26 protein-coding genes are annotated in these 25,790 nt (G+C 69.3%); 12 read left to right on the forward strand and 14 right to left on the reverse strand.

The window, feature by feature from the left end; translation table 11 throughout:
- The first annotated feature begins 60 nt into the window (after positions 1-60).
- Positions 61-774, forward strand: coding sequence for an inositol monophosphatase family protein (locus ABFX50_RS24450; RefSeq protein WP_346149663.1), 714 nt, complete (start codon positions 61-63; stop codon positions 772-774).
- Positions 775-873: 99 nt separating this feature from the next.
- Here ABFX50_RS24450 and ABFX50_RS24455 read toward each other — a convergent pair whose 3' ends face one another.
- Positions 874-1,059 (reverse strand): hypothetical protein, encoded by a 186-nt coding sequence (locus ABFX50_RS24455; RefSeq protein ID WP_346149664.1) that lies wholly within the window; start codon positions 1,057-1,059, stop codon positions 874-876.
- Positions 1,060-1,384: 325 nt separating this feature from the next.
- Here ABFX50_RS24455 and ABFX50_RS24460 point away from each other — a divergent pair, with 325 nt between their 5' ends.
- Positions 1,385-2,152 carry an SDR family NAD(P)-dependent oxidoreductase gene (locus tag ABFX50_RS24460; RefSeq protein ID WP_346149665.1) on the forward strand — a complete coding sequence of 256 codons (768 nt, stop codon included), beginning with the start codon at positions 1,385-1,387 and terminating at the stop codon, positions 2,150-2,152.
- Between the two features lie 51 nt (positions 2,153-2,203).
- Here the strand turns inward: ABFX50_RS24460 and ABFX50_RS24465 are convergent, their stop codons facing one another.
- Together ABFX50_RS24465 and ABFX50_RS24470 are read right to left on the reverse strand one after the other, a co-directional pair.
- Entirely contained in the window at positions 2,204-2,416 is a 213-nt protein-coding gene (locus ABFX50_RS24465; protein WP_487047382.1) for a DNA glycosylase AlkZ-like family protein, read from the reverse strand.
- 278 nt (positions 2,417-2,694) lie between these two features.
- A complete protein-coding gene (locus tag ABFX50_RS24470; protein WP_346149667.1) occupies positions 2,695-3,855 on the reverse strand; it encodes an epoxide hydrolase family protein in 1,161 nt (386 codons plus the stop codon).
- A 580-nt stretch (positions 3,856-4,435) separates the two neighbouring features.
- Here ABFX50_RS24470 and ABFX50_RS24475 point away from each other — a divergent pair.
- The gene (locus ABFX50_RS24475) at positions 4,436-5,218 is read left to right on the forward strand and encodes a CPBP family intramembrane glutamic endopeptidase (RefSeq protein WP_346149843.1); all 783 of its coding nucleotides are present in this window, start codon (positions 4,436-4,438) and stop codon (positions 5,216-5,218) included.
- Between the two features lie 35 nt (positions 5,219-5,253).
- Here the strand turns inward: ABFX50_RS24475 and ABFX50_RS24480 are convergent, their stop codons facing one another.
- The 3 genes from ABFX50_RS24480 to ABFX50_RS24490 form a co-directional block, all read right to left on the reverse strand.
- Positions 5,254-5,943, reverse strand: a complete 690-nt coding sequence (locus tag ABFX50_RS24480) for a response regulator (protein ID WP_346149668.1) — start codon at positions 5,941-5,943, stop codon at positions 5,254-5,256.
- Complete coding sequence (locus tag ABFX50_RS24485; protein WP_346149669.1) at positions 5,940-7,118, reverse strand: sensor histidine kinase; 1,179 nt, start codon at positions 7,116-7,118, stop codon at positions 5,940-5,942. Before ABFX50_RS24485 ends, ABFX50_RS24480 begins: the two co-directional genes overlap by 4 nt.
- A 380-nt stretch (positions 7,119-7,498) precedes the next feature.
- Complete coding sequence (locus ABFX50_RS24490; protein WP_346149670.1) at positions 7,499-8,416, reverse strand: LysR family transcriptional regulator; 918 nt, start codon at positions 8,414-8,416, stop codon at positions 7,499-7,501.
- Positions 8,417-8,511: 95 nt separating this feature from the next.
- Here ABFX50_RS24490 and ABFX50_RS24495 point away from each other — a divergent pair, with 95 nt between their 5' ends.
- From ABFX50_RS24495 to ABFX50_RS51380, 3 genes are all read left to right on the forward strand, one after another.
- On the forward strand, positions 8,512-9,264 hold the full coding sequence (locus tag ABFX50_RS24495) for an alpha/beta hydrolase (RefSeq protein ID WP_346149671.1): 753 nt from the start codon (positions 8,512-8,514) through the stop codon (positions 9,262-9,264).
- Between the two features lie 71 nt (positions 9,265-9,335).
- Positions 9,336-10,208: an oxidoreductase gene (locus ABFX50_RS24500; protein ID WP_346149672.1), complete on the forward strand. Its 873-nt coding sequence runs from the start codon at positions 9,336-9,338 to the stop codon at positions 10,206-10,208.
- A gap of 76 nt (positions 10,209-10,284) precedes the next feature.
- Positions 10,285-10,857 carry a zinc finger domain-containing protein gene (locus ABFX50_RS51380; protein WP_428834703.1) on the forward strand — a complete coding sequence of 191 codons (573 nt, stop codon included), beginning with the start codon at positions 10,285-10,287 and terminating at the stop codon, positions 10,855-10,857.
- Between the two features lie 315 nt (positions 10,858-11,172).
- Here ABFX50_RS51380 and ABFX50_RS24505 read toward each other — a convergent pair whose 3' ends face one another.
- Positions 11,173-12,597 (reverse strand): MFS transporter, encoded by a 1,425-nt coding sequence (locus ABFX50_RS24505; RefSeq protein ID WP_346149673.1) that lies wholly within the window; start codon positions 12,595-12,597, stop codon positions 11,173-11,175.
- A gap of 25 nt (positions 12,598-12,622) precedes the next feature.
- Complete coding sequence (gene wrbA / locus ABFX50_RS24510; protein WP_346149674.1) at positions 12,623-13,303, reverse strand: NAD(P)H:quinone oxidoreductase; 681 nt, start codon at positions 13,301-13,303, stop codon at positions 12,623-12,625.
- Between the two features lie 78 nt (positions 13,304-13,381).
- Between wrbA and ABFX50_RS24515 the strand changes: the two genes are divergently transcribed.
- Both ABFX50_RS24515 and ABFX50_RS24520 read left to right on the forward strand, forming a co-directional pair.
- Positions 13,382-13,876 carry a MarR family winged helix-turn-helix transcriptional regulator gene (locus tag ABFX50_RS24515; protein WP_346149675.1) on the forward strand — a complete coding sequence of 165 codons (495 nt, stop codon included), beginning with the start codon at positions 13,382-13,384 and terminating at the stop codon, positions 13,874-13,876.
- A gap of 78 nt (positions 13,877-13,954) precedes the next feature.
- Entirely contained in the window at positions 13,955-14,248 is a 294-nt protein-coding gene (locus ABFX50_RS24520) for a hypothetical protein (protein ID WP_346149676.1), read from the forward strand.
- Between the two features lie 42 nt (positions 14,249-14,290).
- On the opposite strand, the gene ABFX50_RS24525 is transcribed toward ABFX50_RS24520, so the two are convergent.
- From ABFX50_RS24525 to ABFX50_RS24535, 3 genes are all read right to left on the reverse strand, one after another.
- Positions 14,291-14,533, reverse strand: coding sequence for a hypothetical protein (locus ABFX50_RS24525; RefSeq protein ID WP_346149677.1), 243 nt, complete (start codon positions 14,531-14,533; stop codon positions 14,291-14,293).
- A 189-nt stretch (positions 14,534-14,722) separates the two neighbouring features.
- On the reverse strand, positions 14,723-15,316 hold the full coding sequence (locus tag ABFX50_RS24530; RefSeq protein WP_346149678.1) for a cysteine hydrolase family protein: 594 nt from the start codon (positions 15,314-15,316) through the stop codon (positions 14,723-14,725).
- Positions 15,313-16,542 carry an MFS transporter gene (locus tag ABFX50_RS24535; RefSeq protein WP_346149679.1) on the reverse strand — a complete coding sequence of 410 codons (1,230 nt, stop codon included), beginning with the start codon at positions 16,540-16,542 and terminating at the stop codon, positions 15,313-15,315. Before ABFX50_RS24535 ends, ABFX50_RS24530 begins: the two co-directional genes overlap by 4 nt.
- Before the next feature lie 131 nt (positions 16,543-16,673).
- On the opposite strand from ABFX50_RS24535, the gene ABFX50_RS24540 reads away from it, so the two are divergent.
- Positions 16,674-17,609, forward strand: coding sequence for a LysR family transcriptional regulator (locus tag ABFX50_RS24540; protein ID WP_346149680.1), 936 nt, complete (start codon positions 16,674-16,676; stop codon positions 17,607-17,609).
- A gap of 90 nt (positions 17,610-17,699) precedes the next feature.
- Here the strand turns inward: ABFX50_RS24540 and ABFX50_RS24545 are convergent, their stop codons facing one another.
- The 3 genes from ABFX50_RS24545 to ABFX50_RS24555 are packed head-to-tail and all read right to left on the reverse strand — an operon-like array spanning position 17,700 to position 22,551.
- On the reverse strand, positions 17,700-20,240 hold the full coding sequence (locus tag ABFX50_RS24545; RefSeq protein WP_346149681.1) for an endo-beta-N-acetylglucosaminidase: 2,541 nt from the start codon (positions 20,238-20,240) through the stop codon (positions 17,700-17,702).
- A 12-nt stretch (positions 20,241-20,252) separates the two neighbouring features.
- The gene (locus ABFX50_RS24550) at positions 20,253-21,473 is read right to left on the reverse strand and encodes a glycoside hydrolase 5 family protein (protein WP_346149682.1); all 1,221 of its coding nucleotides are present in this window, start codon (positions 21,471-21,473) and stop codon (positions 20,253-20,255) included.
- 46 nt (positions 21,474-21,519) lie between these two features.
- Positions 21,520-22,551 carry a LacI family DNA-binding transcriptional regulator gene (locus ABFX50_RS24555; protein ID WP_346149683.1) on the reverse strand — a complete coding sequence of 344 codons (1,032 nt, stop codon included), beginning with the start codon at positions 22,549-22,551 and terminating at the stop codon, positions 21,520-21,522.
- A 98-nt stretch (positions 22,552-22,649) separates the two neighbouring features.
- On the opposite strand from ABFX50_RS24555, the gene ABFX50_RS24560 reads away from it, so the two are divergent.
- Genes ABFX50_RS24560 through ABFX50_RS24570 form a run of 3 tightly spaced genes read left to right on the forward strand, consistent with a single transcriptional unit; the run spans position 22,650 to position 25,763 of the window.
- Entirely contained in the window at positions 22,650-23,930 is a 1,281-nt protein-coding gene (locus ABFX50_RS24560) for an ABC transporter substrate-binding protein (protein ID WP_346149684.1), read from the forward strand.
- A complete protein-coding gene (locus ABFX50_RS24565; RefSeq protein ID WP_346149685.1) occupies positions 23,927-24,826 on the forward strand; it encodes a carbohydrate ABC transporter permease in 900 nt (299 codons plus the stop codon). The genes ABFX50_RS24560 and ABFX50_RS24565 overlap by 4 nt, the downstream gene beginning before the upstream one ends.
- Position 24,827: 1 nt before the next feature.
- Positions 24,828-25,763 (forward strand): carbohydrate ABC transporter permease, encoded by a 936-nt coding sequence (locus ABFX50_RS24570; protein ID WP_346149686.1) that lies wholly within the window; start codon positions 24,828-24,830, stop codon positions 25,761-25,763.
- Positions 25,764-25,790: the final 27 nt, after the last annotated feature.

A 25,790-nucleotide genomic window follows, 5' to 3' on the forward strand; every position in this document is an offset into this window, starting at 1 on the left:
GCATGAAGCCGCACACGCGGTGATCTGCCCCGATACCGCGCACTGGCGACCGGCGAGGTGATGGAGAAGTCTCCCGGCGAGGTGGTCACCATCGTCGACCGCGAAGCCGAAGAGCTGATCACGTGTGGACTACGCGGTGTGCTCGATGCCCCCGTCGTCGGGGAGGAAGCGGCGGCCGCCGACCCACGGCTCATCGACGCACTCACCGAGGCGCCCACCGCGTGGCTGGTCGATCCCCTGGACGGAACCGCCAACTTCGTCGCGGGCAGCCCCGACTACGCCGTCATGGCGGCCCTGGTCCACCATGGGCACACCGTCGCCTCATGGATTCTCCGTCCCGCCGACGACCGCGTTTACGTGGCCGAACGCGGTGCCGGTGCCTGGCGTGACAGCATCCGGTTGTCGCGAGAACCCGCATCGCTGGATCCAGCCGAACTGCGTGGCGCCGTCGATTCCTGCCTCCCTCGGCCAAGGCACGTGTGGAGGTCACGGCATCCCGGTTCGCCGCCGTGGAACCCGGCGCGAAGTGTTCAGGCGTCGACTATCCGCGACTGGTCGACGGAGAACTCGACTTCGTTGTGTTCCACCGCCTTGCGCCACGCAATCAGCATCAGCTGCCATAGCGACCGGTGCGGTCGGCATCTGCTCGGCCCGCCGTTGCGTCGTCGCCCTGGCGCAGTTCCTCGTACAAGGTGGCTGGATGTCGCTGGAGGCTTGGGCGAGGTCCAGCAGGTCGCGACCACCATGGTCAACGCGGAAATGAGGCGCTGGTAGGACTGCTCGCTCGGGGTGTCGCGCAGTGTTCGCAGGCTCTATCCAGCCATTCGATCCGGCGTTGGCCACGGCGCGGGCCAGTCGGCTCCAGGGCGCCGTTCAGGGGCGGTCGACGGTCAAGCGGATCATGCGACTTCCCAGGGGCAGCCATTGTGGTGAGTACTTCAGCAGCGTCTGGATGAGGGCGTCGACCCGGCCTGCCGCGTCGTCGGCGAGCGCGGGATCGGACAGCGCCGCCTCGACCGGTGGCTCGTTGAGCGCGCCGGCCGTCGCGTCGATGAGCAACTGGTCCAGGGCCGGGACGTGCCGGCTCGGCCAGGCCGGCGTTGATCTCGCAGCGGTCCCCTCGGCCGGGCCCCCCGTCGCACTGCCGTGCGTCGCCCACCGCGGCGGACGCCGACGGCCTGACGTAGTCACCCAGCTCGCACCTCACCGCCCCCATCTCTGGACGCCTGCGCCCGTCTGCGACAGGTGAGGCCTCATAGCCATTGGTTATGACCGCAGGTATTGGACAGCCACACCGCTCCACTTCGATGATGCAGACCCGAGACCGCTGCGATACGCAGTGTTGTGGCGGACACACATACACCTTCTGAACGGGGCAAATGCCGTGAGCAATCTGACCGGTAAGACGGCGTTGGTAACGGGGGCTTCCCGAGGCATCGGCAGGTCGGTCGCGCAGCGGCTCGCGGCCGACGGCGCGCTGGTGGCGGTGCACTACGGCACCAACGAGAGCGCCGCGAAGGAGACCGTGGCGGCGATCCACGCCGCCGGCGGCACGGCGTTCACGGTACGCGCCGAGTTGGGCGTGGACGGCGACGTGGACACCCTCTTCACCGGCCTCGAAGCGGGCCTGGACGAGCGGCCGCTGGACATCCTCGTGAACAATGCTGCGATCATCGATTACAGCGCCACCATCGACAACGCCACCGTGGACGCCTATGACCGGATGTTCGCGATCAATGTGCGAGCGCCGTTGTTCATCACCCAGCGAGCGCTGCCGATGATGCCGGAGGGGGGCCGCATCATCAACGTCTCCTCGGGTGTCACCTGGTTCGCCACCCCTGAAGTGGTGTACGCCATGACGAAGGGAGCGCTCAACGTTCTGGGCCGATCGCTCGCCCAGAGCCTGGGCGCACGAGGCATCACGGTCAACACCGTCTCCCCTGGCATCACCGAGACGGACATGAACGACTGGCTACGTGACAGCCCCGAGGCCGCCGAGCGGGTCGCCGGCATGATCGCGCTGGGCCGCCACGGGCAACCGGCCGACGTCGGCGACGCCGTGGCGTTCTTCGCCTCCGACGACGCCCGCTGGATCACCGGTCAGACCCTCGAGGTCAACGGCGGACTTCTCCTCGGTCCGGCCGCGGCATAGCACCGGCGTTGGCTTCGAACGAGTCTTCGGCCCTTGGGGCCACCACCCCGTTCATAGCCGCGTGAAGAGCGGGTCGCCGAGCCGGGGGCTGCGCAGCGAGGGCTGCATCGCCTCGTGGATGTGGGGGTGGTCGTCGGCGTGAAAGACGTGCAGCGTGATCCGCAGGAGCGCGGCCTTAACGATCTTGCGGTCGGCGAAGGCCGCGTCCAGGTCGGCCGGGTCAGCGAGCCCGAAGTCCTGCACGCGTGCCGCATTCGTGACCAGGACCGGCCCGAGTCGCTCGCCGTGAACAGGCCGAGATGGTGGGGAAGGCGGGAGCGCACGTCGGCGAGCAGGTCCGCCCGCTGCGGCGGCGACGCTCGGCGTCGTCGAAGCGCGTCCAGCCGCCGGCGCCCAGGGTGCGCGTCACCTCCTTGAGGCACAGGATGTCGGCGTCGCCGCTGTCGAGCCAGGGGGCGCAGCTGAACTGCCTCGGTCGAGTCCCATGGATCCCAGCGGAGGTACGCGGCGGCAGGCCTTCGCCACAGCAGCATGTTGTGCGGTCAGCGGAGCATGCGGAAGAAGGTACGCAGTTCCTCGACGAACAGGTCGGGTTGCTCAAACGCGGCGAAGTGACCGCCCTTCTCCGGTTCGTTCCAGTGCAGGATGTTGGCGAAGCGCTTCTCGGCCCACCGCCGGGACGGCCGGGGGTTCTCCTTGGGGAAGATCGAGCATCCTGCCGGGACGGTCACCAGGTCCGTCGTCTCGGCGGTGAAGAGCCGTTGGACGGGCTTGAAGCTCTCCCAGTAGAGCCGGGCGGCGGATGCGCCGGTTCCGGGTAGCCAGTAGAACATGAGGTTGTCGAGGAGCTCATCGCGAGTGAGGGCGTTCTCGGGCTGGCCGTCACCGTCGGTCCAGGACCGGAACTTCTCGATGATCCAGGCGCACAGCAGTGCCGGTGAGTCGACGAGTCCGTAGCCGATGGTCTGCGGCCGGGTGGACTGCTCCAGTGAGTACCCATCCTCGTATTCCTGGCCTCGTTTCAGGTCGGCGATGGCGGCCCGTTCGGCGGCGGTGAGGTCGTCGAACGTGGCCGGATCGGGGGCCGCCAGCGGCGGGATGAGGTGGATGCCCGCCACGTGAGCGGGATCCCGCAGGCCGATGAGCGTGGTGATGGTCGTGCCCCAATCGGAGCCCTGTGCGCCGTATCGGTCGTAGCCGAGGCGGGCCATCAGTTCGATCCAGGCGTCGGCGATCCGTTCGACGCCCCAGCCGCGGTGGTCCGGTTTGTCGCTGAAGCCGTAGCCGGGCAGGGACGGGCAGACGACGTGGAAGGCGTCGCGGGCGTCGCCACCGTAGGCCGTCGGGTCGGTGAGCGGTCCGATCACTTTGAGGAACTCCACGATCGAACCCGGCCAGCCGTGGGTCAGGACGATCGGCAGCGCGTCCTGGTGGGGCGAGCGGACGTGGAGGAAGTGGATCCCGAGGCCGTCAAGGGAAGTCCGGAACTGCGGCAGCGCGTTCAGGCGCCTCTCGGTCGCCCGCCAGTCGTACTCCTCGGCCCAGTACCGGCACAACTCGCGCAGGTAGCCCAGCGGGACGCCCTGCGACCAGTCGCCGACAGTCTCCTTCTCGGGCCACCGCGTGCGCCGCAGCCGCTCGCGCAGGTCGGCCAGCACGGGTTCGGAGATGTCAAGACGGAACGGGGTCACCTGGTCGGACATGCTGCCTTCCTCGTCGGATCATTCGGTGATGAGCAAAACACCGTACTCCTTCGCCCAAGCTCGACCAGGCACGCTCGACCGAGGCGTCAAAGTCCACGAGAGTGCCGTCCATGTCCGGAAAGACCGCTTCGATCGGCCTGAGATCCGCTCGTCGTGGCCGCACAGCATCCCCTTTTAATTAAACTCGTGAATCGAGCATAAAAGAAGAGTGAGGACACATGGCAACCTCACGCAACCGATCGCGCTCCGTCCGCGCCACGGACCTCCGCTGGCGCATCGCCCTGGCCGTGCTCGACGAGATGCGCCGCGCTCGGAGACGCGCGGGGACAGAAGCCGGGACGGTTCCTGATCCCCCGTGAGAGCTACCGCGATGTCCGTTCCAGGGGGATGGCACGCCCGGCTCTGATCCCTAACCTCTGTTAAGCCGCGGAAGACACCGCGGAAATTGATCGAAAGGATCGCGATCGTGGCGTCCGCGGAGCACCCGGAAAGTACTGTCCCGCAAGCCGGCCTCGCTACGGGCCGCGGCCGGTGGCGCAGGTTCCGGTTCCCCGTCCTGCTGGTTGCGTTGTTCGGTGTGATGGTGGTGACGGGCGGGATCAACCAACTCGTCTCGCCTGTCCCTATCCTCGCTCTGCCGGTGGGCGTCGGCCTGGCCATCGCCGCTGTGGCCTGCTACCGATGGTTGTGCCGGGCCGTCGAGCTCCGGCCGGACATCCCCGAACTCGGTAAGACGGGCCGGTGGTCCCAGCTGCGGCACGGGACGGTGCTCGGGTCGGCCCTGTTCGCAGGGTTGATGGTGCTGATCGCGGTGTTCGGTGGCTGGCAGGAGGTGTCCTGGGGTTCCTTCGGCGGCTTCCTCGGCACTGCGGGCCTGATGGCGAGCGTCGCCGTCACCGAAGAACTGCTGTTCCGCGGGGTGGTGTTCCGCATCATGGAGGAACGTGTCGGCACTGTGATCGCCCTGGTCGTATCCATGCTGCTGTTCGGTGCGATACACCTGGTCAACGCCAACGCCACCCTGTGGGGCGCGTTCGCGATCGCCTTGACGGGCGGAGTCATGCTGGCCGCCGCCTACGTCGCCACCCGCTCGCTGTGGCTGCCCATCGGCCTGCACTTCGCCTGGAACTTCACCCAAGCCGGAATCTTCGGTGTCACGGTCTCCGGATCGGCCGTACCGCCCGAGGGTCTGCTGAACATCACGCTGTCCGGCCCGTCCGCGTTGACCGGCGGCGCCTTCGGCCCCGAGGCCAGTCTTTTCGCGCTGCTGGTCTGCATGGTGCCCACGATCCTCCTGCTGCGGCGGGCCGCCCGCACCGGCCAGATCCGGCCTCGCCCGAGCCGCGTCAAGCTCTCCGCCTGACCGGAACGACGCCGGCCGCAGGAGCCGGCGCCGCGTCAACCCTGATCGGCGGAGACCAATCCCACGCGATAGGCGAGAACGACCGCCTGTACACGGTCCCGCAAGTCGAGTTTGGCCAGGATCCTCGACACATACGTCTTGACGGTCTCGGCGCTGATGGACAATCGTGCGGCGATCTCCGCGTTGGACAGGCCCTCAGCGAGCTGTTCGAGTACTTCCAGCTCCCGCTGAGTCAGTGCCCGCACGATCTCCTGCAGGGCGGTCCGGGAGGAGTCGGTGGGGCGCAAGCGCTCGGCGAAGCGGCCGATGAGGGCACGGGTGACGGCGGGCGCGAGCAGGGAATCACCGCGCGCGATGGTGCGTACGCCGTCCACCAGTTCTTTCGGCCGCGCGTCCTTGAGCAGGAACCCGCTGGCGCCTGCCCTGAGCGCTTCGTAGGCGTACTTGTCGACGTTGAACGTGGTCACCACCAGCACCTTCACCGGATCGGCGACGCCGGGCCCTGCCAGTTGCCTGGTGGCCGCGATGCCGTCCAGGATGGGCATCCGGATGTCCATCACGACGACGTCCGGCAGCAGCCGCCGGGCGGCCTCGATCGCCGCGCGGCCGTCCGCGGCCTCGCCGACGACCTCCATGTCGGGCTGGGCGGAGAAGACCGTGGTGTAACCGGTGCGCACCAGCTCGTGGTCCTCGCAGATGAGCACCCGGATCGGCGTACTGGTCATCCGGTGCTCCTGGACGGGATGAGGGCCCGGACGCTGAACCCGCCCTCGGGCCGCGCGGCGGCGGTCAGCTCACCGTTCAGCATGTGTACGCGCTGGCGCAGCCCGTTTAGCCCTCGTCCCCCGGACGGCACGGCGGGGCCTTCTGCGTGAGCGATCCCGTCGGTGGTCACCTCGATGTCGATGTGGCCGGCGCGGTGGTGGACCGTGACCCTGGTGGGCTGGCCCGTCGCGTGCTTGACGGCGTTCGTGAGGGCCTCCTGAACCACCCGGTACGCGGCCAGCTCGACGTCGATGGGCCGGGGCAGGCGCTCGCCGTGCTCGGTCAGTTCGACGGGCTGGCCGGACATGCGGACCTGTTCGACCAGGTCGGCGACACTGCCGAGGGCCGGCGTATGGTCCGTGAGCGCGGCGTCGCCGGTCGCCTCCAGCACACCGAGCAGATACCGGAGTTCCGTCAGCGCCTGCCGGCCGGTGTCGCTGATGGCGGCCAGCCCTTGCCCTGCGCGTTGCGGTGCGGTGCCGACCAGGAACTGTGCCGCGTCGGCCTGCACCACGATGGCGGTCACGTGATGGGTGACCACGTCGTGCAGCTCACGGGCGATGCGGGCGCGTTCGTCGGCGCCGGCCGCCAGCGCGGCGAGCCGCCGCCGTTCGGCCTCCTCGGCCCGCCGTCGGCGCATCCCGGCGCCGGCCATCCAGAGCACCACCAGAACCAGGTAGAAGGCGAGGAAGTCCGAGATCCGGTTGGGGGATCCCAGCTGGCTCAGGACGATCGCGAGCGCGGCGTAGCCGGCGCTCACCGCCGCCGCGAGCGTGCGACGGTGCCGGGACTGTTGGGCTCCGGCCGTATACAGGGCCAGGTAGAAGCCGATGCTGGCGAACGTCTGCGGATAGCAGAGCGCCTGATGAACGGCGAAGGCGGCGCCGATGACGGCGAGGCAGGCTGCCGGGTGACGGCTGCGGAACGCCAGCGGCGCCGACTGCGCCACGGTCAGCACCACCGCCAAGGCGTCGGCCGGGCGCTTCGGCAGGTCATTGAGCTGCGCTCCAATGACGGACAGCGTCGGTACGAATGCCAGCGCAGTGAGCGTCGCCGCGAGCGCGCCGTCCTTGACCGAGGCCTGCTGGGCTCTCCACCACGCCGGCCATGAGCGGACGGCCAGGGGAACGCTCATCGGTGTAGTCTAACGGCCCTCTGCCTGTACCTGGCGGCCTCAGCACCTTGCGCCACCGAGCGCGGGCAGCAGGCCGCAGCGCCGGCGGGCGACCCTGATCGTCCAAGCGGGTCTGATCGCGCTTGCCGTACAGCCGCCGAGGCCACATCGTCGGGCACTGACCCGAGCCAGGGCAGCGGGCATGACGGGCAGATTCCCAATGCCTACCGAGAGGGGCAAGAAGATCAACTAGCGGCTCTGGGGCTCCCCCGCTCTCCAGTGACCTGGGAAACCCGGCTCGGCGGCTTCCTCGCCGCTCTGCTGATCTCCACGATCGCCGGAGTCTCCGGTGCCAAGGCGGCGGACCTCTCCGTCGTGGCACCGCGCCGGGAACCCTCCCATCAGCGGGCGGGAGGGGCCGTAACGCTGGTGATGGGCCCGACCAGGAGATCCTTCGCGGATCGTACGAACTCTGTGACGAGTGGGTTCGTGTCCGCGGTCCGGGTGGCTACGACGATCTGGCAAGGCTCGATCCCGTCGAGCGCAACGGTGACCAGGCCGGGGCGCAGGGTGTAGCGCCGGTCGCCGGCCGGGACGATGGCGATGGCGGTGCCGTCGGTGATGGCCTCGAGTTTGTCCTCGTAGGTCTCGGCCAAGGTAGGACCCACCGGGGCGGGTTCGCTGCCCGATCGGGGTTCGAGCCGCCAGAAGGTGGTCCATTCGACGCCCATCCCGGTACAGCCCACGAGTGGTTCTGCGGCAATGTCGTCGGCCGTGACAGCCTCTTTCCCCGCGAGGCGGTGCGACGCGGGCACGAGCAGGACCCGGGCCTCGGAGTACAGGACCGTCACCTCCAGATCCTCGGCTGGGATCGGCAGCGGCGTACGGGTGACCAGGACATCGACCTGCCGCTCCAGCAGCGCGGAGGCCTCCTGCGAGCCGAGGTGACGAGTACGGACGTGGGCGTCGGGATAGCGATGGCGCAGGTTGCGCACGGCGGGTGTGATGACGAGATCGTCGACGTACCCGATGGTGATCGTGCGGGCCGGCGCCGCGGCCAAGGCGGTCTGGACCGCCTGCTGGGCGCCGTGCAGCAGTTGCTGTGCCTTGGGCAGGAAAGCCGCGCCTGCAGCGGTAAGGCGGCTGCCCTGGGTGGTGCGCTCCAGCAGACGCACGCCGAGAGTGTTCTCCAGGCGCTGGATCTGACGACTCAGGGAAGGCTGGGCGACACGCAGTTCCTCGGCCGCCCGGGCGAAGTTCAGCTGCTCGGCGACGACCGTGAAGTACCGGACCAGCCGAAGGTCCAGATCGGGAAGCATGCCCCCAGACTAGTCCACCGTTATGCACTTCTTGCATCACGGGGTGCAATGCAGGTCTTGGACGCCTACGCCGGTCTGGTGGTGTCATACCTGGCATGACCATTGTCTTTGTCCACGGCGTACCGGTGACCTCTGCGGTCTGGACCCCTCTGATCAGCGAACTGCCCAAGTCCCAGCAGCAGGACGTGGTCCGGCTCTCACCTCCGGGCTTCGGCACCGCACTTCCTGCAGACTTCGGCGCCACCTTCCTGGACTACCGGGATTGGCTCATTGACGAACTGTCGCAGCTCAGGACCCCGGTGGACCTGGTCGGTCACGACTTCGGCGGCGGTTACGTGCTGGAAGTCGCGATGGCCCGCCCCGACCTGGTGCGCAGCTGGATCAGCGACACCATTGGCGGGTACGAACCGGACTTCACGTGGCATGAGATCGCAAAGACCTGGCAGACGCCGGGGGATGGGGAACGCCACATCGAGGAAACCTTCTCGGGAGGCGCCGCGGAACGGACGGCGCGCATGATCTCGTGGGGCATCCCGGAGCCAGCGGCCGGCCAGGTGGCGCTCGGACAGGGCCCCGAGATGGGCAGAGCCATTCTGTCGCTGTACCGCTCCGTACCCGAGAACATGCTGGCCGAACGCGGGCGCAATCTGCCGGCGGCCGCAGCCCGGCCCGGTCTGGTTCCCGTGGCCACCGACGACCTCACCGCCGGCAGCGTTGCCCTCCGCCACCGCGCCGCCCAGCGCGCCGGCGCCCGTGCCGTCGACCTCGACGCCCTCGGTCACTGGTGGATGCTTCAGGACCCGGCCCGGACCGCCCGCATGCTGTCGGACTTCTGGAACAGCCTGTAAAGCGGCACATCCGGAAGTCATCGATCTTGAACACATCGCGCAACACGATCACCGAAAGACCGCCATCACTCATGACCATGCATATCCCCGATCAGACCGGCCGGACCGTCATCATCACCGGCGGCAGCAGCGGCATCGGCAAGGCCACCGCTGCCGCACTGGCGGCGAAGGGCGCACGGGTCATCCTCGCCGTGCGCGACCAGACCCGCGGGCGCGCGGCCGCCGCCGAGATAGGCGGCCTCACCGAGTCATGCCCGCTCGACCTCGGGTCGCTGGCCTCCGTGCGTGAGTTCGCCCGCACGACGGACGGCCCCATCGACTATCTGATCAACAACGCCGGTTCCATGACCCACACCCTGCAGCACACCACCGACGGCTTCGAGAGCCAGCTCGGCGTCAACCATCTCGGGCACTTCGCATTGACGAATCTGCTCCTGAGCCAGATCACCAGGCGGGTGATCACCGTGTCCTCCACCAATTACCGCAGCGCACACATCGACTTCGAGGACCTGCAGTGGCAACGACGGCCCTACCGGCCGTTCGGCGCCTACGGACAGACCAAGCTGGCCAACCTGCTGTTCACCCGAGAACTACAGCGCCGCCTGAACAGGGCCGGCTCACCGATCCTGGCCACGGCAGCGCATCCCGGCTGGGCAGCCACCGGATTCACCATGACCACCCGCCGGCGGATCCTTGACCACACCCTCGCACTGGGAACGCGGCTACTGGCCCAAAGCCCAGAAGGCGGGGCCCGACCGACCCTGCTGGCAACCGTCGGCGACGTCCCCGGCGCCAGCTTCTCCGGCCCCAGCCGGTTCGGGGTACGCGGACCCGCCGCCCTCGAAGAATTGTCCGGTAAAGCACTCGATGATGACACCGCGCAAAAGCTCTGGGAGGTTTCCGAACTCCTCACTCATATCAAGTTTCCCCTGCCCACCGGCTGAGCGGCCGGTCTGACCCGGCTGAGCAGTAGATCACCAGAAACATCGGGCCGGGGTGAGCGACGACGACTTTTCCCGCGTGGAAGCCTTCGACTGCCCGATGTCCTCCTGCGCCGCCCCGGCCGGCTCGCCCTGCCGGACCGGCCGGGGCAAGGTGGCCGCCCAGTACTACACCGCCCGGTTCCGGCTCGTACCTTCTCTGGCCAAGGTGCTCACCGTGCCGGCCCCCGCGCTGTGCAGACCCGGGAGTGAGTGGGTGGAACTGCCCCGCCCCGCCGCCGGCACCCAGACGTCCGGACACGCCAAGATCGGCTACGCCCGCGCCTCGACAGTGCGCCAATCGCTGCAGACCCAGCTCGACTCCCTCAAAGCCGCCGGAGTCACCCGGATCTTCTCCGAGAAGACCTCCACCCGCGCCACACGGGTGCCCCGAACTCGAACAGGCCATCACCCTGGCCAGGGAGATGCGCGCCTCCGGCGTCGCGGTCACCCTGGTCGTCCACGAACACAAAGCTGTCATTGGGATGCGGCGCAGGCCGTAGCCGGTGGGCCAGATGAGGCGGGTCTGCTCGCCCGTGAAGGGGGCCAGGGCTGGAGTGTCGGCGGCAGTGTCGAGGGCGCGTCGGAGGCAACATTGGTCCGGTCGCCTTGATGGTGAGGCCGAACCCGGTGACGAGGCCCGCCGCTCGATACCGAATACGATGCCGGGCATCCAGACCCCGGCACGAGGACGGTCTGCGAGCCGGCGGCCATGAAGGTGATCGGGTACGGCTTGTCTTGTCGCCGTACTCAGGGCGGTCCGAGCACGTCAGGGCGACCAGGGCACGGCGGCGAAGCACTCCCCGGGGACGGCGTCGGCCAGGCCGAGGATGACGTCCTGGCTGAAGCCGACCAGAAGACCGCGCATCGCCGTGCACAGGCACTGCGCCCTGAGTACGGCGAGCGAATCCCGCGGCGTCGCCGGCGGTCAGCCGCGCCGGTGTCGAGGCAGCAGCAGGCTGACCGCAGCGATGGCCAGGCCGAGCCCGGCCGCCATGAGGAAGACCAGGTCGTATCCGGCGGCGAGGGCGTCGACCGGGGAGCCTTCGCCGGCCTCCGACGCGGCTCTGGCGCTGGCGGCCGTCGCGAGCACCGCCAGGCCGATCGACCCGCCCACCTGGCTGGCGGTTTGCGCCAGGCCGCCGATGATCCCCGCATCGCTCTCGGGAGCGCCGGCGGTCGCCGCGGCCATGAGGGTGGGGAAGGTCAGCCCGATGCCGACCGCGATGAGCAGAGTAGGCCCGAGCACGCTGGTGACATAGCCGGTGTCGGCATGAGCCAGGGAGAGCCAGCCGAATCCGGCCAGGAAACAGGCGCTGCCGGACAGCAACAGGGGCCGCACACCGGTGCGCGGCAGGAGGGCGGCGGCCCATCTCGCGATCATCATGAACATCACCGCCGCGGGTGTCTGCCCGAGCCCGGCTTGAAGCGCGCTGTAGCCGAGGACGTTCTGCAGGAAGAGCGAGGTGAAGTACCACATCGCGATGGCGATTCCGCCGAACATCAGCAGCATGCCGTTGCCGACCGCCACCCCCCGGATCTTGAACAGCCGCAGGGGCACCATCGGCTGGGCGGCGAAGCGCGCCTCCACCGCGGTGAAGACGACGAGCAGCAGCACGCCCGCCACGACCGGCCCGAGGACCAGCCCAGACGACCAGCCGTGATCGGCGCTCTGCATGACCCCGTAGATCAGCGCGGCCAGCCCCGCCGTCCCCGTGACCGCGCCCGTGAGGTCGAGCGGCTCTCGCCCGTTCCTTCGCGTGCCAGCGAGCGACATCATGGCCGCGACGATCAGCACCGCGCCGATGGGCACGTTGATGAGGAAGACCCACCGCCACGACAGGCCAGTGGTGATGGCGCCGCCCGCGACCGCGCCGACCAGCCCGCCCACACCGCCCGCGGCGGACCATGCACCGAACGCCTTGGCACGCGCGGTCGGCTCGGTGAAGGAGGTGTTGATCACGGCCAGCGTCGCCGGGGCCATCATGGCGGCTCCGATGCCCTGCGCGAGGCGAGCCGCCACCAGGACCTCCGGAGCGGTTGCCAGTCCGCCGGCCAGACTCGAGGCGGAGAACAGGAACATCCCGGCGACCAGCATCCGGCGCGGGCCGTACAGGTCGGCGGCGCGGCCGCCCAGCAGCATCAAGCCGGCGAAGGTGAGCAGGTAGCCGTTCACCACCCAGGCCAGGCCGGTGGGTGTAAAACCGAGGTCCTCGCGGACCGAGGGCAGGGCCACGTTCACGATGGACGAATCCAGGATCACCATGAACTGGCAGGCACACGCCAACGCAAGGACCAACCAGGCGGGCCCGGTATGCGGCCTGGCCCGCTGCGTCGCGCTGTCGGTTGTCATGACTTCCTCCCTGCCAACCCGTCGCTCACGCGGTCCGGGAGGCTGACGCGGCCAGGGCTTCGCGGGCGTTCCCGTCGTCCGCGGCGGCATCGGTGACGCGCCCGCTTCCCCGCAGCCGGATGGTGATCTGGGCCAACCGCTGCCCCTGGTACCTGGCCGCTTCCAGCACCGCGGTGTCCGGGCCGTCTCCGGTCGGGCCGGTCACATGCGACGTGCCATAGGGGTTGCCGCCAGCGGCGTACACGACCGGATCGGTGAATCCGGGTGGCACGATCAGTGCTCCCCAGTGGTAGAAGACGTTGCCCAACGACAAGATCGTGGCCTCGTTGCCGCCGTGCCGGTTGAACGCCGAGGTGAAGGCCGTGACCGGCTTGTCGGCCAATCCACCTTCGTGCCACAACCCGCCGGCCTGGTCGATGAACTGCTTGAGCTGCGCCGCAGGAGCGCCGAACCGCGTCGGCGTCCCGAACGCGAACGCATCGGCCCACGCGAGGTCATCAATCGAGGCCTCGGGGATCGACCCGGCGGCATCGGCGTGCTGCCGCCACAGCGGGTTCTGGTCAATCGCGCTGTCGGGCGCCAGCTCGGCGACCCGCCGCAGCCGTACCTCGGCCCCGGCCGAGGCGGCGCCCTCGGCGACGGCCTGCGCGAGCGCGTGCACGCTGCCTGTCGCGCTGTAGTAGATGACGGCGACCTTCACGGTCATGCCCGGCTCCTCGATGTCGAGTAAGATTGGTTATGCGCATAATAGTTATTCGCATAATCAATCTGTCAAGGAGAGCCCATGGACTTCGAGCAAGCCGACGCCCTCAACCAGGCCATCCGCCTACTGAGCCTGCGCCACCGGGCCAGGGCCGCCGCGCTGCTGGCCCCGCTCGGCCTGCACCCCGGCCAAGAGGCGCTCCTGCTCGAGCTCGCCCGAACCGGCCCGATGATCCAGGCCCAGCTCAGCGAGGCGCTCGGTTGCGAGCCGCCCAGCGTCACGCTCATGACCCGCAAGCTCGAAGCCGGCGGCCACATCCGCCGCACACCCGCCCCCTCCGACAAGCGCGCGAGCATCGTCGAACTCACCGACAGCGGCAAAGCTCTGGCCGAGCAGGTCAAGCAGCTTTGGTGCGCCCTGGCGGAGGAGACCGTGGAAGGTCTGCCCGCCGAAACGGTGGCCGAACTGCCCGGCATCCTCAACACCTTGACCGGCAACGTGGACACCAGGCGCCCCGCCACCCCGGCGGCACTGGCACGGTCTAGCGCCGTGCGCTCACCCAGCAAGGCTTCCTAGATAACCATCGTTAGCTGGCAAGACAGCGATCACGGACGTAGCGCGAGCTGGGCGAGCGTCGCTCCTTGCCTGGCGGCGTTGGCTGAGATCTACGGCGAAGGTGGCTTCCCTGACGACGAGAGCGGGCCTGCGTCCTACGACCACCACGAGGTCGAGACGGAGCTGTGGGGCGGTTCGGTACGCACCGTCCTTCGACTGGTCGTCACCGATGCCGAGGAACTGCGCAGGGCCTGCGACTCCTGGCTGCACAACAAGGACCTTCTCGACGGCCCGCTCACTCTCACGTCATATTCCCGGGGCGAGGAGATCGGCCCTGTGACGCTGTCGAACGGCTCGGCGGAGGCCATCGACTGGGAGACGGTGGGGATTTGAACTGGGACGGACCGGACCCCTGTGAGGGGTCCGGTCGGTCGGTCAGAAGTACCGGCCGCAGGGCACCTGGCCCCAGTCGTGGGTCCAGCAGAGCTCCACCGTGTAGGGGCGGCCGTCCTCGTAATGGACCTGGTACAGGCCTGCATCCCCGAGCTCGTCCTGGTAGGACCACCACGGGGGCGCCGCGTGGGCGGGAGCTGCGGCCGTGGTGCTGATCAGGGCGGCGGCCACCGCGCCGAACAGCACGGCTCCGATGCGCTTGCCCGTCCTGGACAGTCGTGACATTGATGACTCCCATCTCATTCCTGTGGAACCACGGCATAGTCCACCGCCGAGGGCTTGGAGACGAGTTGGATCTGACTGGAGATCGACGCGCGGCGCCGACGGGCGGTTCCTGGTCTCACCATCAGTGACCGCTGCCAGAAGGCTTCGCGACATCAGCACCTCGCCGGTCGCGGGCGGGCGCGGCCCGCGTCAGTCAGTCCGCAGGAGGGTGTGCAGCTCGGCGGTTTCGAGGATGTGGGCCCGTGAGGGAAAGACCTGATGGAGCAGGACGTCGTGCGCTTGGGGGTCAGGGTCGGCGACGCCGTCGGCCAGGACGTAGAGCTGGTAGTCGCGGTCGGCCGCGTCGAGGACGGTGGACAGGACGACGCCGCTGGTACTGATGCCCGCGATGACCAGGGTGGTGATGCCGTGTTCGCGCAGCCGCTGATCGAGGTCGGTGGTGGACAGGCCTCCGTAACGGGTCTTACGCACGATGATGTCTCCGTCCTGGGGAGAGAGACGTTCGTGGATGGCGGTGTCAGGGTCTGCGTGGTGCATGAGACGGTGTTGGGCGACCGGTGCGAAGGACCTGTTGGCGGGCGGGATCGCGGCCCAGTCGGCCTCGGTGAACCCGACCCGGACGTAGGCGACGGTGCCGCCCTTGGTGCGAACGTCGGCGATTGCCTTCTCCATCCGTCCCAGCAGGGCTTCACTGTCGCTTTCGGGTAGCAGCGCGAGGATCGCGGGCTGATAGTCCATGAGGAGCAGGGCGGTGCGCGCGGGGTCGAGCGCGGGGGCGTTCATGCGAGTGTTTGCCTTTCCGAGGGCGTGCGGTCGTGTCGAGGGAGCAGGAGTGAGGTCGCCAGGAGCAGGAGACCGGCGATCGCGATCGCGATGCGGGGACTGGTGAGGCCGGCCAGCAGGCCCCACACGCCGGTCATGGCGGCGACGGTGGCTTTACTGGTGATCGACCAGGCGGACAGCGTGCGGACGACACGGTCCGAAGGGAGCCGTTCGAGCCGGTAGGTGGCGAACACCGGGTTGAACACCCCCATGCAGGTGATCAGCCCGAGTTCGACGGCGATGACGAGGAAGAGCCCGGTGGGACCGGGGTGGACGAAGGCCAGTCCGAGTGGCCAGCACGCGCGCAGCGTCCCGGCGGTGAGCATGACCTTGTGCTGTCCGAACCGTGCAAGGAGCGGGCGGGCCAGTCGCGAGCCGATGAGTCCGCCGATGCAGGGAAGGCCGAAGGCGAGGCCGTACTGCCAGGGCGCGAACCCGAGGTCGCCGAGCATGAGGACGGCGAGCAACGGTAAGGCTGCCATGATCAGGCCGCTGACCAGGACAGTGTTGAAGAACAACGGACGCAGCGCCGGGCTGGCGAGGATGTACCGCCATCCCTCCAGCAGGTCGCCGGCTCCAGGCCGGGGCGGTGTGGCGGGTAGCGCGGGACGTGGCTCCCGCCCGCCGATGGCGCGGATTCCCACGGCCGAGAGGAGGAAGCTGACCGCGTTGGCCGCCACGCTCGTCTCCGGGCCCATCAGTCCGATCGCGGCGGTGCCGAGCGGCGGCCCGAGCGCGGTGGCGGTCCAGGTCGTGGCCTCGAACCGCCCGTTCGCAACGAGCAGGTCCTCGGAGCGGACGAGCGATTTCAGGCATGCTCCGCTCGCAGCGGTGAAGGCGATGTCGGCCGCGCCGACAACGACCGCCACCACCAGGAGCTGAGCGAAGCTCAGCCGGCCCAGCACGTAGGCGGCGGGAACGCTCATCAGCGCCGCGAACCGGATCAGGTCCATCGCGATCATCACCGGTCTCTTACGCCGGAACTCCACCCACGGCCCGAGCGGCACCGCGACCACCGCCCCGACCGCGAGCCCCGCGGCGGCCAGAACCGACACCTCGGCAGGCCCTGCGTCCAGAGCGAGAATCGCGATCAGGGCGAACGCGTCGAACGCGAGCCATGTGCCGAACGTGCTGACCGCATACGCGGCCCAGAACCACCTGAACTGCCGTCCCAGCGACCTTCGCAACGCGCACCCCGCCATCTCTTGGAACAACCACCCGTTGATTGGAGAGATCAAAACGCGCAGCCAGAAGGCAGGTCAAACAACCGACTGACCGGAAGCACACAACCCCAAGTTGTGCACTAAGGTCAGTCGGTGTGGATCTCGATGCTGTGCGCACGTTCGTCGCCGTCGTGGACGCCGGCCAGTTCCAGGACGCCGCCGCAGATCTGTCGATCACCCAGCAGGCCGTCTCCAAGCGCATCGCCGGGCTGGAGAAGGACCTCGCCGTGCGGCTGTTCACCCGCACGGCGCGCGGGGCCCGGCTCACCATCGACGGGCAGGCGTTCCTGCCCCACGCGCGCGAGCTGCTGCGCGTCGCCGAGCGCGCGGTCGCGTCCGTGCTCCCCGGCAGCCGTCCGCTGCGCGTCGACGTGATCGCCTCACGCAGCGCGGCCTCGGGCCTGATGCGCGCCTTCCATCGCGCGCACCCCGAGATCGAGCTCGACGTGGTGATGCTGTTCGACATCGAGACGGCCGTGGCCGCCATTCGGTCCGGTGCGATCGACGCGTCCTTCCGCGCCGTCGCCGTGCCCGGCCGGCCCCTTCCCGAGGACATCGAGTCCGTCCGGGTGCTCGACGAGGCGCTCCAGCTCCTCACCGGGCCCGCCCACGCGCTGGCGGGCGCCCGGTCATTGACCGTTGCTCAGCTCGCCGGGCACCGGATCTGGATGCCCGGCATCGTCCCCGGTACCGAGTGGGCCGCCTACTACGACGATCTCGTCGCCGAGTTCGGCCTCACCATCGAGGCGACGGGCCCCAACTTCGGCTCCGACGCGCTCCTCGACACCATCGCCGACACCCCGGCCCTGGCCACTTTCATGGGTGAGCAGACCCGTCTGGTCTGGCCCGCCGACCACGGCCTGCGCCGCATCCCGGTGACCGACCCGACGCCCGTCTACCCGCACTCGCTCCTGTGGCACCGCGACAACCCTCACCCGGGGATGGCCACCCTCCGCGCCCATCTCGCCGCCACGGCGGCCGGCCACGACGCCGCCGGGACCTGGGCGCCGGGCTGGGTGATACCGCGCTGAAACGCCGCCGCGTCCGCGATCAAGTCGGCACCGCCGGTCGCGTCGCGGGGAGCAAGCGGCGCGACCGGCCTGGTGGGGCGCGTTACCGTGCTACCTCCCCCACGCCTCGAACTCGTAGATCCGGGCGGCGGGGTCGGTGTTCTGGGTCGGTTTGCTGATGGACAGCCTGACGTGACGGGCGGTGAGGGTGACCGGGTGGGTGGTGGTGGCCGCCGTGTTGCCGGTGACGGTCACCGCGGTCTTCCACTCCTCCGAGGCGGCGGAGCGCACCTGGATCGTGAAGTCCCGGGTGTTGAACGCCGCAGACTCCCCGCCGGCCTGCGCGTGCCGGACCACGAACCGGGTCAGGGAGCGGGCCTCGCCGAGGTCCACCTCCAGCCACCTGTCCGCGGTGAGCGTGCACCACTTGTCGGAGTTCCCGCCGGTGACGCTGCCGTTCACGGCCTTGGCCGGGCCCTCGTCCGCGGCGCACTGCCCTGAGGCGGTCGCCGGACGGCCGAGCGCGCGGTTCTCCTCCCCCGGCTCACCCGACCAGGCGACCGTCGCGGTCGCGGCGGCCGACCGGCCGTACTCGGTGGAGACGGCCTCGACCTCGATCGTCGTGCTGGTCTCCGCGCCGGCCCGGTCGAGCTGCGGCACGAAGTACGCGTCGTTCGGGGTCGCACCCAGGTACGTCCTGGAGCCGTCGGCGTTGCGGCGGTAGACGTCGTAGTGGTGGACCTGGCCGCCGGATCCGGAGCCGGCGGCGGTCCAGGCCAGGCGGAGCGACTTGCGGGAGGAGGACACGTCGGTCGCGCCGAGCACCTGGAGGCCGGAGGGCGCGGCGGGCGCGTCCACGGCTCCGTCGTACACGGCGAGCTGCCCGACCCGGATGTCGTACGAGGCGGCGGAGCCCTCGGCGCGCAGGCCGAGCTGGGCGATGGTCTTGCCGGCGTGCGCCGACAGGTCCAGCGTCTTCCGCTCCCAGCCGGTGCCGCTCGTGGACCCCAGGTCGACCGTGGTGAAGGTGCCAGGCGCGTCGGTGAACGCGACGGCGGCCTTCAGCTGGGTCGGGCCCGCTGCGGGTGTCTTGACCACGACGGACAGCTTGGTGTCGGCCGTCACCGGCAGTTTCGCCTGGTAGAGCCGCACGGTGTTGGCCGCGTCGAGCTTCCCGGTGAGCCGCAGCGAGGAGCCGCCCTCGTAGGCGTCGCCGTAGTCGATGGACGGCGTGAGCCGGTTCCCGGTGGAGTTCACCACCCACTGATAGGTGGGGGGCACGTCCTGCACTGACAGGTTGTTCCAGCCGCCGGTGCGCACGCGGGCCCCGCCGACGTTGTAGAAGTCGCCGTGCCCGGTGTTGAACCCGGTGACGAACGGCTTCGCGGTCACGGCCGTGGACTCGGCGATGTAGTGCGCCAGGCCCTTCCAGGAGGAGGAGGTCGCGGTGTTGGACGGGTCGGCGTTCGCGCCCACCCAGTACCGGGAGTCGCGGGTGCGGAAGTCGGCCGGGTTCGAGGAGGACTTCCATGTCCACTCGGGCCGGTAGATGCCCAACGAGGTGACGTGCGGCTGACCGGCGGGGAAGACCGCGTCCCAGCTCACCCCTGTGTTGTATCCGTTGGCCTCGGTGTCGATGCCCGCGTACAGCTCGTGCTCGTCCCGGCCGAGGGAGCGGGCCAGGTCGCGCGACGACCGCAGGTTGCCCGCGCCCCAGCCGAAGTCCAGGAACATCGAGTCGGACACCCTGGCGGGGTCGCTCAGGAAGGCGTCGTTGGCCGTGGTGAGCGCGTCCTGCCAGGTGACCGAGCCGTTCTCGGTCATGGCGTCGTACCACATGAACTCGACTTGGCTTTTGGCCCTGGCGTACTTCATCAGTGAGCGGATCTCGGTCGCCAGGGCGGCGTCGCCGCCCGCGGTCTCCTGGTTGATGAACCAGCCGTCGAACCCGTAGTGCTGGGCCACCTGCACCAGTTTGTCGGCGACCGCGTAGTTCGAGCCGGACTTCCGCACGAAGTCGCGTACCCATTGGATCTGCCCGCCGTATGCCGTGGGCGGGAAGAACACCGTGCCGTAGACCTTGACCCCGTTGCGGTGCGCGGCGTCGATCACCGTCGCGTTGGGGGCGAGGATGAGGCCCTCGCTCGCCGAACCGCCCCAGAAGACCAGGGTGTCGATGTACTGCCAGTGGGTGAAGGCGTAGTAGTTCGGGTCGAGGGAGCCCTGCGAGGGGTTGTTCGAGGTCGGCCCGAACGACACCAGCGAGGCGATCTTGCCCTCGCCGGCGCGGGCGTTCGGGTTGGCCTTGAGCGCGGGGTCCGAGACACGGGGCCGCAGCGGCACCCGCGACCGGTTGAACCGCGCGTCAGGGTCCGTCGCCGGGTTCCAGTTCAGGATCGTGTTCGGGTGCCAGTAGGAGGCGTAGGGCTGGCCGCCCGCCGCCCGCACCGCCGCGCGGCCCGACCGGCCCGGTCCCGCCGGGGTGGACGAGGCGGTCGGGGTATCCGAGGGGGACGGATCAACGGACGGCTCGGCGGGTGAGGAGGGGGGCCTGGAGGTGGACCGGGCCGTGGGGTCGGCCAGGGCGGGCTGGGCGACGAGGGCCGTCGCGATCAGGACTCCGCACAGGGCGGGTAACAGGCGGCGTCGCATCTGGGTTCCCTCTCATTCCTGAGTGAGGACGGTGTCGATTCCCCGAGTCGTGAGGTGGCCAGGGTCGGCGGCGCGGTCGCCGGCGACGATGGCCACGGGTCCGGTCTGGCGCAGCCGGACCCATTCGGTGTGGAAGGCGCTGCCGGGCGCGACCTCGGCCCGGCGCCAGGGCTCGGTCCGCAGGTCCACGTCGCACCGCAGGGCGGGGCGCCCTTCCTCGGTACGGCGGCGGCGCTCGCCGATGATCGTCGCGAGCTCTTTGGCCGCCGGCTTGGGGCGGTGGTCCACGGTGAACAGGCCCAGGTCGTACTCCCGCTCGGGGAAGTCGGCCAGAGAAGGTTCCAGGTCGTGCGAGCACCACCAGGTGACGCCCCAGAGGGCGGGGTTGGCGGTCACCGTGTCCAGCGTGCGACGGACGAACTCGGCGGCGTGTGCCTCGGGCACGTCGGGCAGGGGCGCGCCTATCTCCTGCAGCCAGACGGGCCGGGTCGGGTCGAGCGAGGTGGCCGCCGCCAGTTCGACGAGGTAGTCGGCGTGGCCGACGGTGGCGGGGCCGAGCGGGCCGTCTATCGCGGAGACACCGTTGAACACCCAGGAGTGGACCGTGGTCAGGTCACCGAGGTCCACGTTGTCGGCGGGATGGAAGGGGTGCTCAGGGTCGTACCACGTGGCGTCGTACAGCGAGTGGAGGGCGAGCAGGCCGGGCGCGGCGGAGCGCACGACATCGACCAGCTCCGCGGCCCAGGCCGTGGACGCCTCGGGCGTGGTGGGGTTGCTCGGATAGAGGTTGTTGACCTCGTTGCCGAGCGTGACGGCGAACACGTTGTCGCGGGTGGCGACGGCGCGGGCGATCAGGTCGGCGTACGTGGCGATGCCGTCACGCACGTCACGGTCGGTGAAGAGGCTGCGCCGGTGCCAGGTGAGCACCCACGAAGGAAGGAAGTCGAAGCTGGACAGGTGCCCCTGAAGCAGGTCCACGGCGACGGACAGGTCGAACTCGGCGGCGACGTCGATCAGCGCCAGCAGGTCGTCCACGCCACGCTGCCGGATCATCGCCCGGTTCGGCTGGATCCACGGCCAGATCGGAAACACTCGCACGTGGTCCAGGCCGATCGAAGCCAGGTCCTCGAAGTCGCGGCGGACGGCGTCGAGCGAGAGGTCGAGCCAGCTGTGGAACCAGCCGGCCGAGGGCACGTAGTTGGCGCCGTAGCGGATGGGGTCGGACAGGGGCACGCGTCCTCCGGGGGTCGAACGATCTCCCGGCGGAGCCTAAAGCGTTTTAGTTCTCCTGCCAAGCCCCGGGCGGCGCCGTGCTCTCCCGGACCACCAGCCGGGGGGTCGCCGTTTTGACGTCCCTGCGCAGCCCGGGCTCGGCGATGACCTCCAGCATCACCTCGGCGAGCTGCTTGCCGAAGGCGAAGGTGTCGCGGGAGAGCGCGCTGATCGCGGGGTGCGCGATCCTGGTCAGCACCGAGTCGTCGAAGGCCACGATGGACAGCTCGTCCGGCACCTTCACCCCCATCTCGCCCGCCACGCCCAGCCCGGCCAGCGCCATCACGTCGCTGTCGTAGACGATGGCCGTCGGCCGGCGGGGGCGGGACAGCAGCGCCCTGGTCGCTGCGGCGCCCTCGGAGTCGCTGAAGTCGGTGGGCACCGACACCGCCTCCTCCAGGTCCAGCCGGCCGGCGCGGTCGTGCAGCGCGCGCATGCGCCGCTGGGTGTGCCGGAACGCCGGAAGGCCCGCGACGTGGGCGATCCTGCGGTGGCCGAGCGCGGCCAGGTAGTCCACGACCGACAGCATCGCCCCGCGGTCGTCGGCCCACACGCTGGACAGACTCCCGTGCCTGCCGGGACCGCCCAGGACCACGGCGGGCGTCCCCGCCTCCTCCAGCACCTCGATGCGCGGGTCCCGGACCTTGAGGTCCACCATGACGAACCCGTCCACCCTGTGCGCGGAGGCCCACTCGCGGTAGACCTCCATCTCGGCCTCGACGTCCTCGACGATCAGCAGGTGCAGCGCCACCGACTGCGCCGACAGCCCCGCCTGCAGCCCGGACAGTAACTGGGCGAAGAACGGCTCCACGCCGAGGGTGCTGGCGGGCCGGGCGATGACCAGGCCCACCGCCTCCGCGCGGGCGCCGCCCAGGGCCCGGGCGGCGCTGTGCGGGCGCCAGTTCATCTCCTTCGCGACCTGCAGGATTCGCGCGCGGGTGGCCTCGCCGACCCCCGGGCGGCCGTTGAGCGCGAAGGACACCGCGCCCTTCGAAACCCCGACCCGCTGCGCGATGTCGGTGATCGTCGGTCGGCGCACTGCTGCTCCTTCACGAGTTCGTCTCAGCTATTGACACACGAGTCTAGCCAGGGGAATAGTCCGGCAACTAGAGCGATTTAGCACGCAAGGAGAGCGCCATGCGTAGGTACTGGACGGGACTGGCGGTGGCAGCCGTCATGGTCGTCTCGGGCTGCGGGCTGGGCGGGGCCGACCCGCAGGCTGCCCCCGCCCCGACCGCGGCGGCCACGGGCGAGGTGAAGGGCACGGTCACGCTACAGACCTGGGCCCTGAAGCCCAAGTTCACGACGTACATGGAGGGCGTCATCGGCGCCTTCGAGAAGAAGTACCCGGGCACGAAGGTCGAATGGATCGACCAGCCCCCGGACGCCTACTCGGAGAAGGTGCTCAACCAGGCCGCCTCGGGCACCCTGCCGGACGTGACCAACCTGCCGCCGGACTTCGCCCGGCCGCTGGTCACGCAGGACATGCTGCTCGACGTCGCCCAGGTCGACCCCAAGCTCGCCGACGAGTACGTCGCCGGCGGCCTCGACGCGTACAAGTTCCGCGGGTTCTCCGGGACGTACGGCTACCCGTGGTACCTCAACACGGACGTCAACTACTGGAACTCCGAGCTGATGAAGAAGAACGGGCTGGACCCGGCCAAGCCGCCGGCGACCTTCGACGAGCTGGTCGAGCAGGCCCGGATCTTCAAGCAGAAGTCAGGCGGCAAGGCCTACCTGATGAGCCGCCGTCCCGAACTGGGCGACCTCGTCCAGGCGGGTGTGAAGATCCTTTCCGATGACGGCAAGAGCTTCGTCTTCAACACCCCCGAGGCCGCCGCGGTGATCGACAAGTACCGCGCCGCCTACAAGGAGGGCCTGCTGCCGCGTGACGTGCTCACCGACACCTACGCAGGCAACGCCAAGCTGTTCAACGAGGGCACCGTGGCCTGGACGACGGCTGGCGCCAACCACATCATCGCCGTCAAGACAGACAACCCCTCGCTCGCACCCAAGGTCGTGCCGTCGGTCGCCATGGGCATCCCGCCGCTGTACGTCCAGGGCCTGTCGGTCTCGAAGAAGTCGCAGAACCCGGCCGCGGCGATCGCGCTGGCCCGCTGGGTGACCAGCCCGGAGAACCAGGCTGCGTTCGCGCACGAGGTCAGCGTCTTCCCGAGCACCAAGGCCTCGGCCAACGACCCGTTCTTCACCAAGAGCGACGGCACCAACGGCGGCGACGCCAAGGTCATCGCGTTCAAGTCCCTCGCCACGGCGAAGGTTCTCCAGCCCTTCGAGGTCACCGAGGCGATGAGCAAGTTCATTCGGCAGCAGGTCGCGCTGGCGCTCACCGGCGAGGTCTCCTCGAAGGAGGCGCTGGACGCCGCGGTCGCCAAATGCAACGAGCTGCTCAACCAGTGACCACTCCCGCACTCCCCGCGCAGAGCGCCCTCCGCCGCCGGATCATCCCCTGGCTGCTGGTGGCGCCCGCCGCGCTGTGGCTGTTCGTCTTCAACGTCTGGCCCTCGCTGAACACGCTGGTCCTGGCGTTCACGAACGCGAAGCCGCTGAGCGGCGGGCACTTCACCGGCCTGGAGAACTTCGGGCGCATGCTCGACGACGCCCAGCTCGTCGACGCGCTGCTCAACAGCATCGTGTTCATGGTGGTCTGCCTGCCGGTGCTCACCTTCCTGCCGCTGCTGCTGGCAGTGCTGGTCGAGAAGAAGATCCCGGGGATCACGTTCTTCCGCACCGCCTTCTACACCCCCGTCGTCGCCTCGGCGGTCGTGGTCGCCCTGATCTGGAGCTGGCTCCTGAGCGACCGGGGCGTGATCAACGGGCTCGCGCAGGAGATGGGGGTGCTCCAGGGGCCGCTGCCGTTCCTGACCGACCGCTGGCTGCTGGTGTTCAGCGCCATCACGCTGACGGTGTGGAAGGGCCTGGGCTACTACATGATCATCTATCTGTCGGCGCTTGGGAACGTACGACGTGAGCTGCACGAGGCCGCGGCCGTGGACGGGGCCGGGCCGGTGCGCCGCTTCTGGAGCGTGACGGTCCCGGGCGTGCGTAACACGATGTTGCTGGTCTCGGTGCTGGTGGCGGTCTCGGCGCTGCGGGTGTTCTCCGAACTGTTCGTGTTGTCGAACGGCACGGGCGGGCCCGGCGGGCGCGCGATGTCGCTCGTGATGCTGATCCAGCTCTACAGCCGCGGCTTCTACGGCCACTTCGGTTACGCCTCAGCGCTGAGCATCCTCCTCTTCGTCATCACGATCGGTCCGATGCTCCTGCTGGCGCGGCTCTCCAGGAAGGGGGCCTGACATGGCGGACATGAAGACGCGCGAGGCGACGACCGGCGCCGCCGTGCCCGCCCTTCGATCGTCGTCGGGGCGGCACGCGGGCCGGGTACGGCGGGGCCGGGGCGGTTTCGGCGCTCCGGGGCCCGGCGAGCTGGTGCTGCGGTACACGCTGCTGCTTGTCGTGCTGGCGATCACGGTGCTGCCGTTCCTGTGGCAGGTGTCCACCTCGCTCAAAGGGCCGTACGAGGATGTCTTCGCGCAGACGCCGAGCTTCATCCCGCTCCAGCCGACGCTGGAGAACTATGCGAAGGTCGCGGCGACGATCCCCGTCTGGACGTACGCGCTCAACTCGTTGATCGTGGCGGTCATCGTCGTGTGCGGCAACGCGATCGGCGCGACGCTGGCGGGGTTCGCGCTGGCCCGGCTGGAGTTCAGGGGCGCGAAGCTGCTCCTGGCGTTGTTCCTGTCCACGCTCGTGCTGCCGGGCGAGGTGACGATCATCTCCCAGTACCTCACCGTCCGGGGCATGGGCCTGGCCGACACCCTGCTGGGCGTGGCACTGCCCGGCACGATCGGGATGCTGAACGTGCTGCTGATGCGCACGGCGTTCCAGGCCATCCCCAAGGAGATGGACGAGGCGGCGGTCATCGACGGGGCGACGCCCTGGCAACGGCTGGTGCACCTCGGCCTGCCGAACGTGCGCGGGATGCTCAGCGTCATCACGATCTTCGCCTTCATCGGGGCCTGGGACGATTTCCTGTGGCCGCTCATCGTGCTCAACGACCCGAAGAACTTCACGCTCACCGTTGGCCTGCAGTACCTCAACGGAACCTTCACCGCCAATCCCCGCCTCATCGCGGCCGGGACAATGATCTCCTTCCTGCCCATCGTGATCCTCTTCGCCTCGCTGCAACGGTTCTTCTTCCGCGGTGTCGCGGAGGGCGCGATCAAGGGCTGAACCGGTTTCCAGAACAAGGAGTCTCTC

Source organism: Nonomuraea recticatena (assembly GCF_039533245.1).
In the GTDB taxonomy this organism is placed as follows: Bacteria; Actinomycetota; Actinomycetes; order Streptosporangiales; family Streptosporangiaceae; genus Nonomuraea; species Nonomuraea roseola.

What these genes read in the sequence shown, in the direction of transcription:
- ABFX50_RS24450 (WP_346149663.1), top strand. Translation starts at nt 61, where the DNA reads ATGGAGAAGTCTCCCGGCGAGGTGGTCACCATCGTCGACCGCGAAGCC.
- ABFX50_RS24470 (WP_346149667.1), bottom strand. Translation starts at nt 3,855, where the DNA reads ATGTCCGACCAGGTGACCCCGTTCCGTCTTGACATCTCCGAACCCGTG.
- ABFX50_RS24475 (WP_346149843.1), top strand. Translation starts at nt 4,436, where the DNA reads ATGGTGGTGACGGGCGGGATCAACCAACTCGTCTCGCCTGTCCCTATC.
- ABFX50_RS24480 (WP_346149668.1), bottom strand. Translation starts at nt 5,943, where the DNA reads ATGACCAGTACGCCGATCCGGGTGCTCATCTGCGAGGACCACGAGCTG.
- ABFX50_RS24485 (WP_346149669.1), bottom strand. Translation starts at nt 7,118, where the DNA reads ATGAGCGTTCCCCTGGCCGTCCGCTCATGGCCGGCGTGGTGGAGAGCC.
- ABFX50_RS24490 (WP_346149670.1), bottom strand. Translation starts at nt 8,416, where the DNA reads ATGCTTCCCGATCTGGACCTTCGGCTGGTCCGGTACTTCACGGTCGTC.
- ABFX50_RS24495 (WP_346149671.1), top strand. Translation starts at nt 8,512, where the DNA reads ATGACCATTGTCTTTGTCCACGGCGTACCGGTGACCTCTGCGGTCTGG.
- ABFX50_RS24500 (WP_346149672.1), top strand. Translation starts at nt 9,336, where the DNA reads ATGACCATGCATATCCCCGATCAGACCGGCCGGACCGTCATCATCACC.
- ABFX50_RS24505 (WP_346149673.1), bottom strand. Translation starts at nt 12,597, where the DNA reads ATGACAACCGACAGCGCGACGCAGCGGGCCAGGCCGCATACCGGGCCC.
- wrbA (WP_346149674.1), bottom strand. Translation starts at nt 13,303, where the DNA reads ATGACCGTGAAGGTCGCCGTCATCTACTACAGCGCGACAGGCAGCGTG.
- ABFX50_RS24515 (WP_346149675.1), top strand. Translation starts at nt 13,382, where the DNA reads ATGGACTTCGAGCAAGCCGACGCCCTCAACCAGGCCATCCGCCTACTG.
- ABFX50_RS24525 (WP_346149677.1), bottom strand. Translation starts at nt 14,533, where the DNA reads ATGTCACGACTGTCCAGGACGGGCAAGCGCATCGGAGCCGTGCTGTTC.
- ABFX50_RS24530 (WP_346149678.1), bottom strand. Translation starts at nt 15,316, where the DNA reads ATGAACGCCCCCGCGCTCGACCCCGCGCGCACCGCCCTGCTCCTCATG.
- ABFX50_RS24545 (WP_346149681.1), bottom strand. Translation starts at nt 20,240, where the DNA reads ATGCGACGCCGCCTGTTACCCGCCCTGTGCGGAGTCCTGATCGCGACG.
- ABFX50_RS24560 (WP_346149684.1), top strand. Translation starts at nt 22,650, where the DNA reads ATGCGTAGGTACTGGACGGGACTGGCGGTGGCAGCCGTCATGGTCGTC.
- ABFX50_RS24570 (WP_346149686.1), top strand. Translation starts at nt 24,828, where the DNA reads ATGGCGGACATGAAGACGCGCGAGGCGACGACCGGCGCCGCCGTGCCC.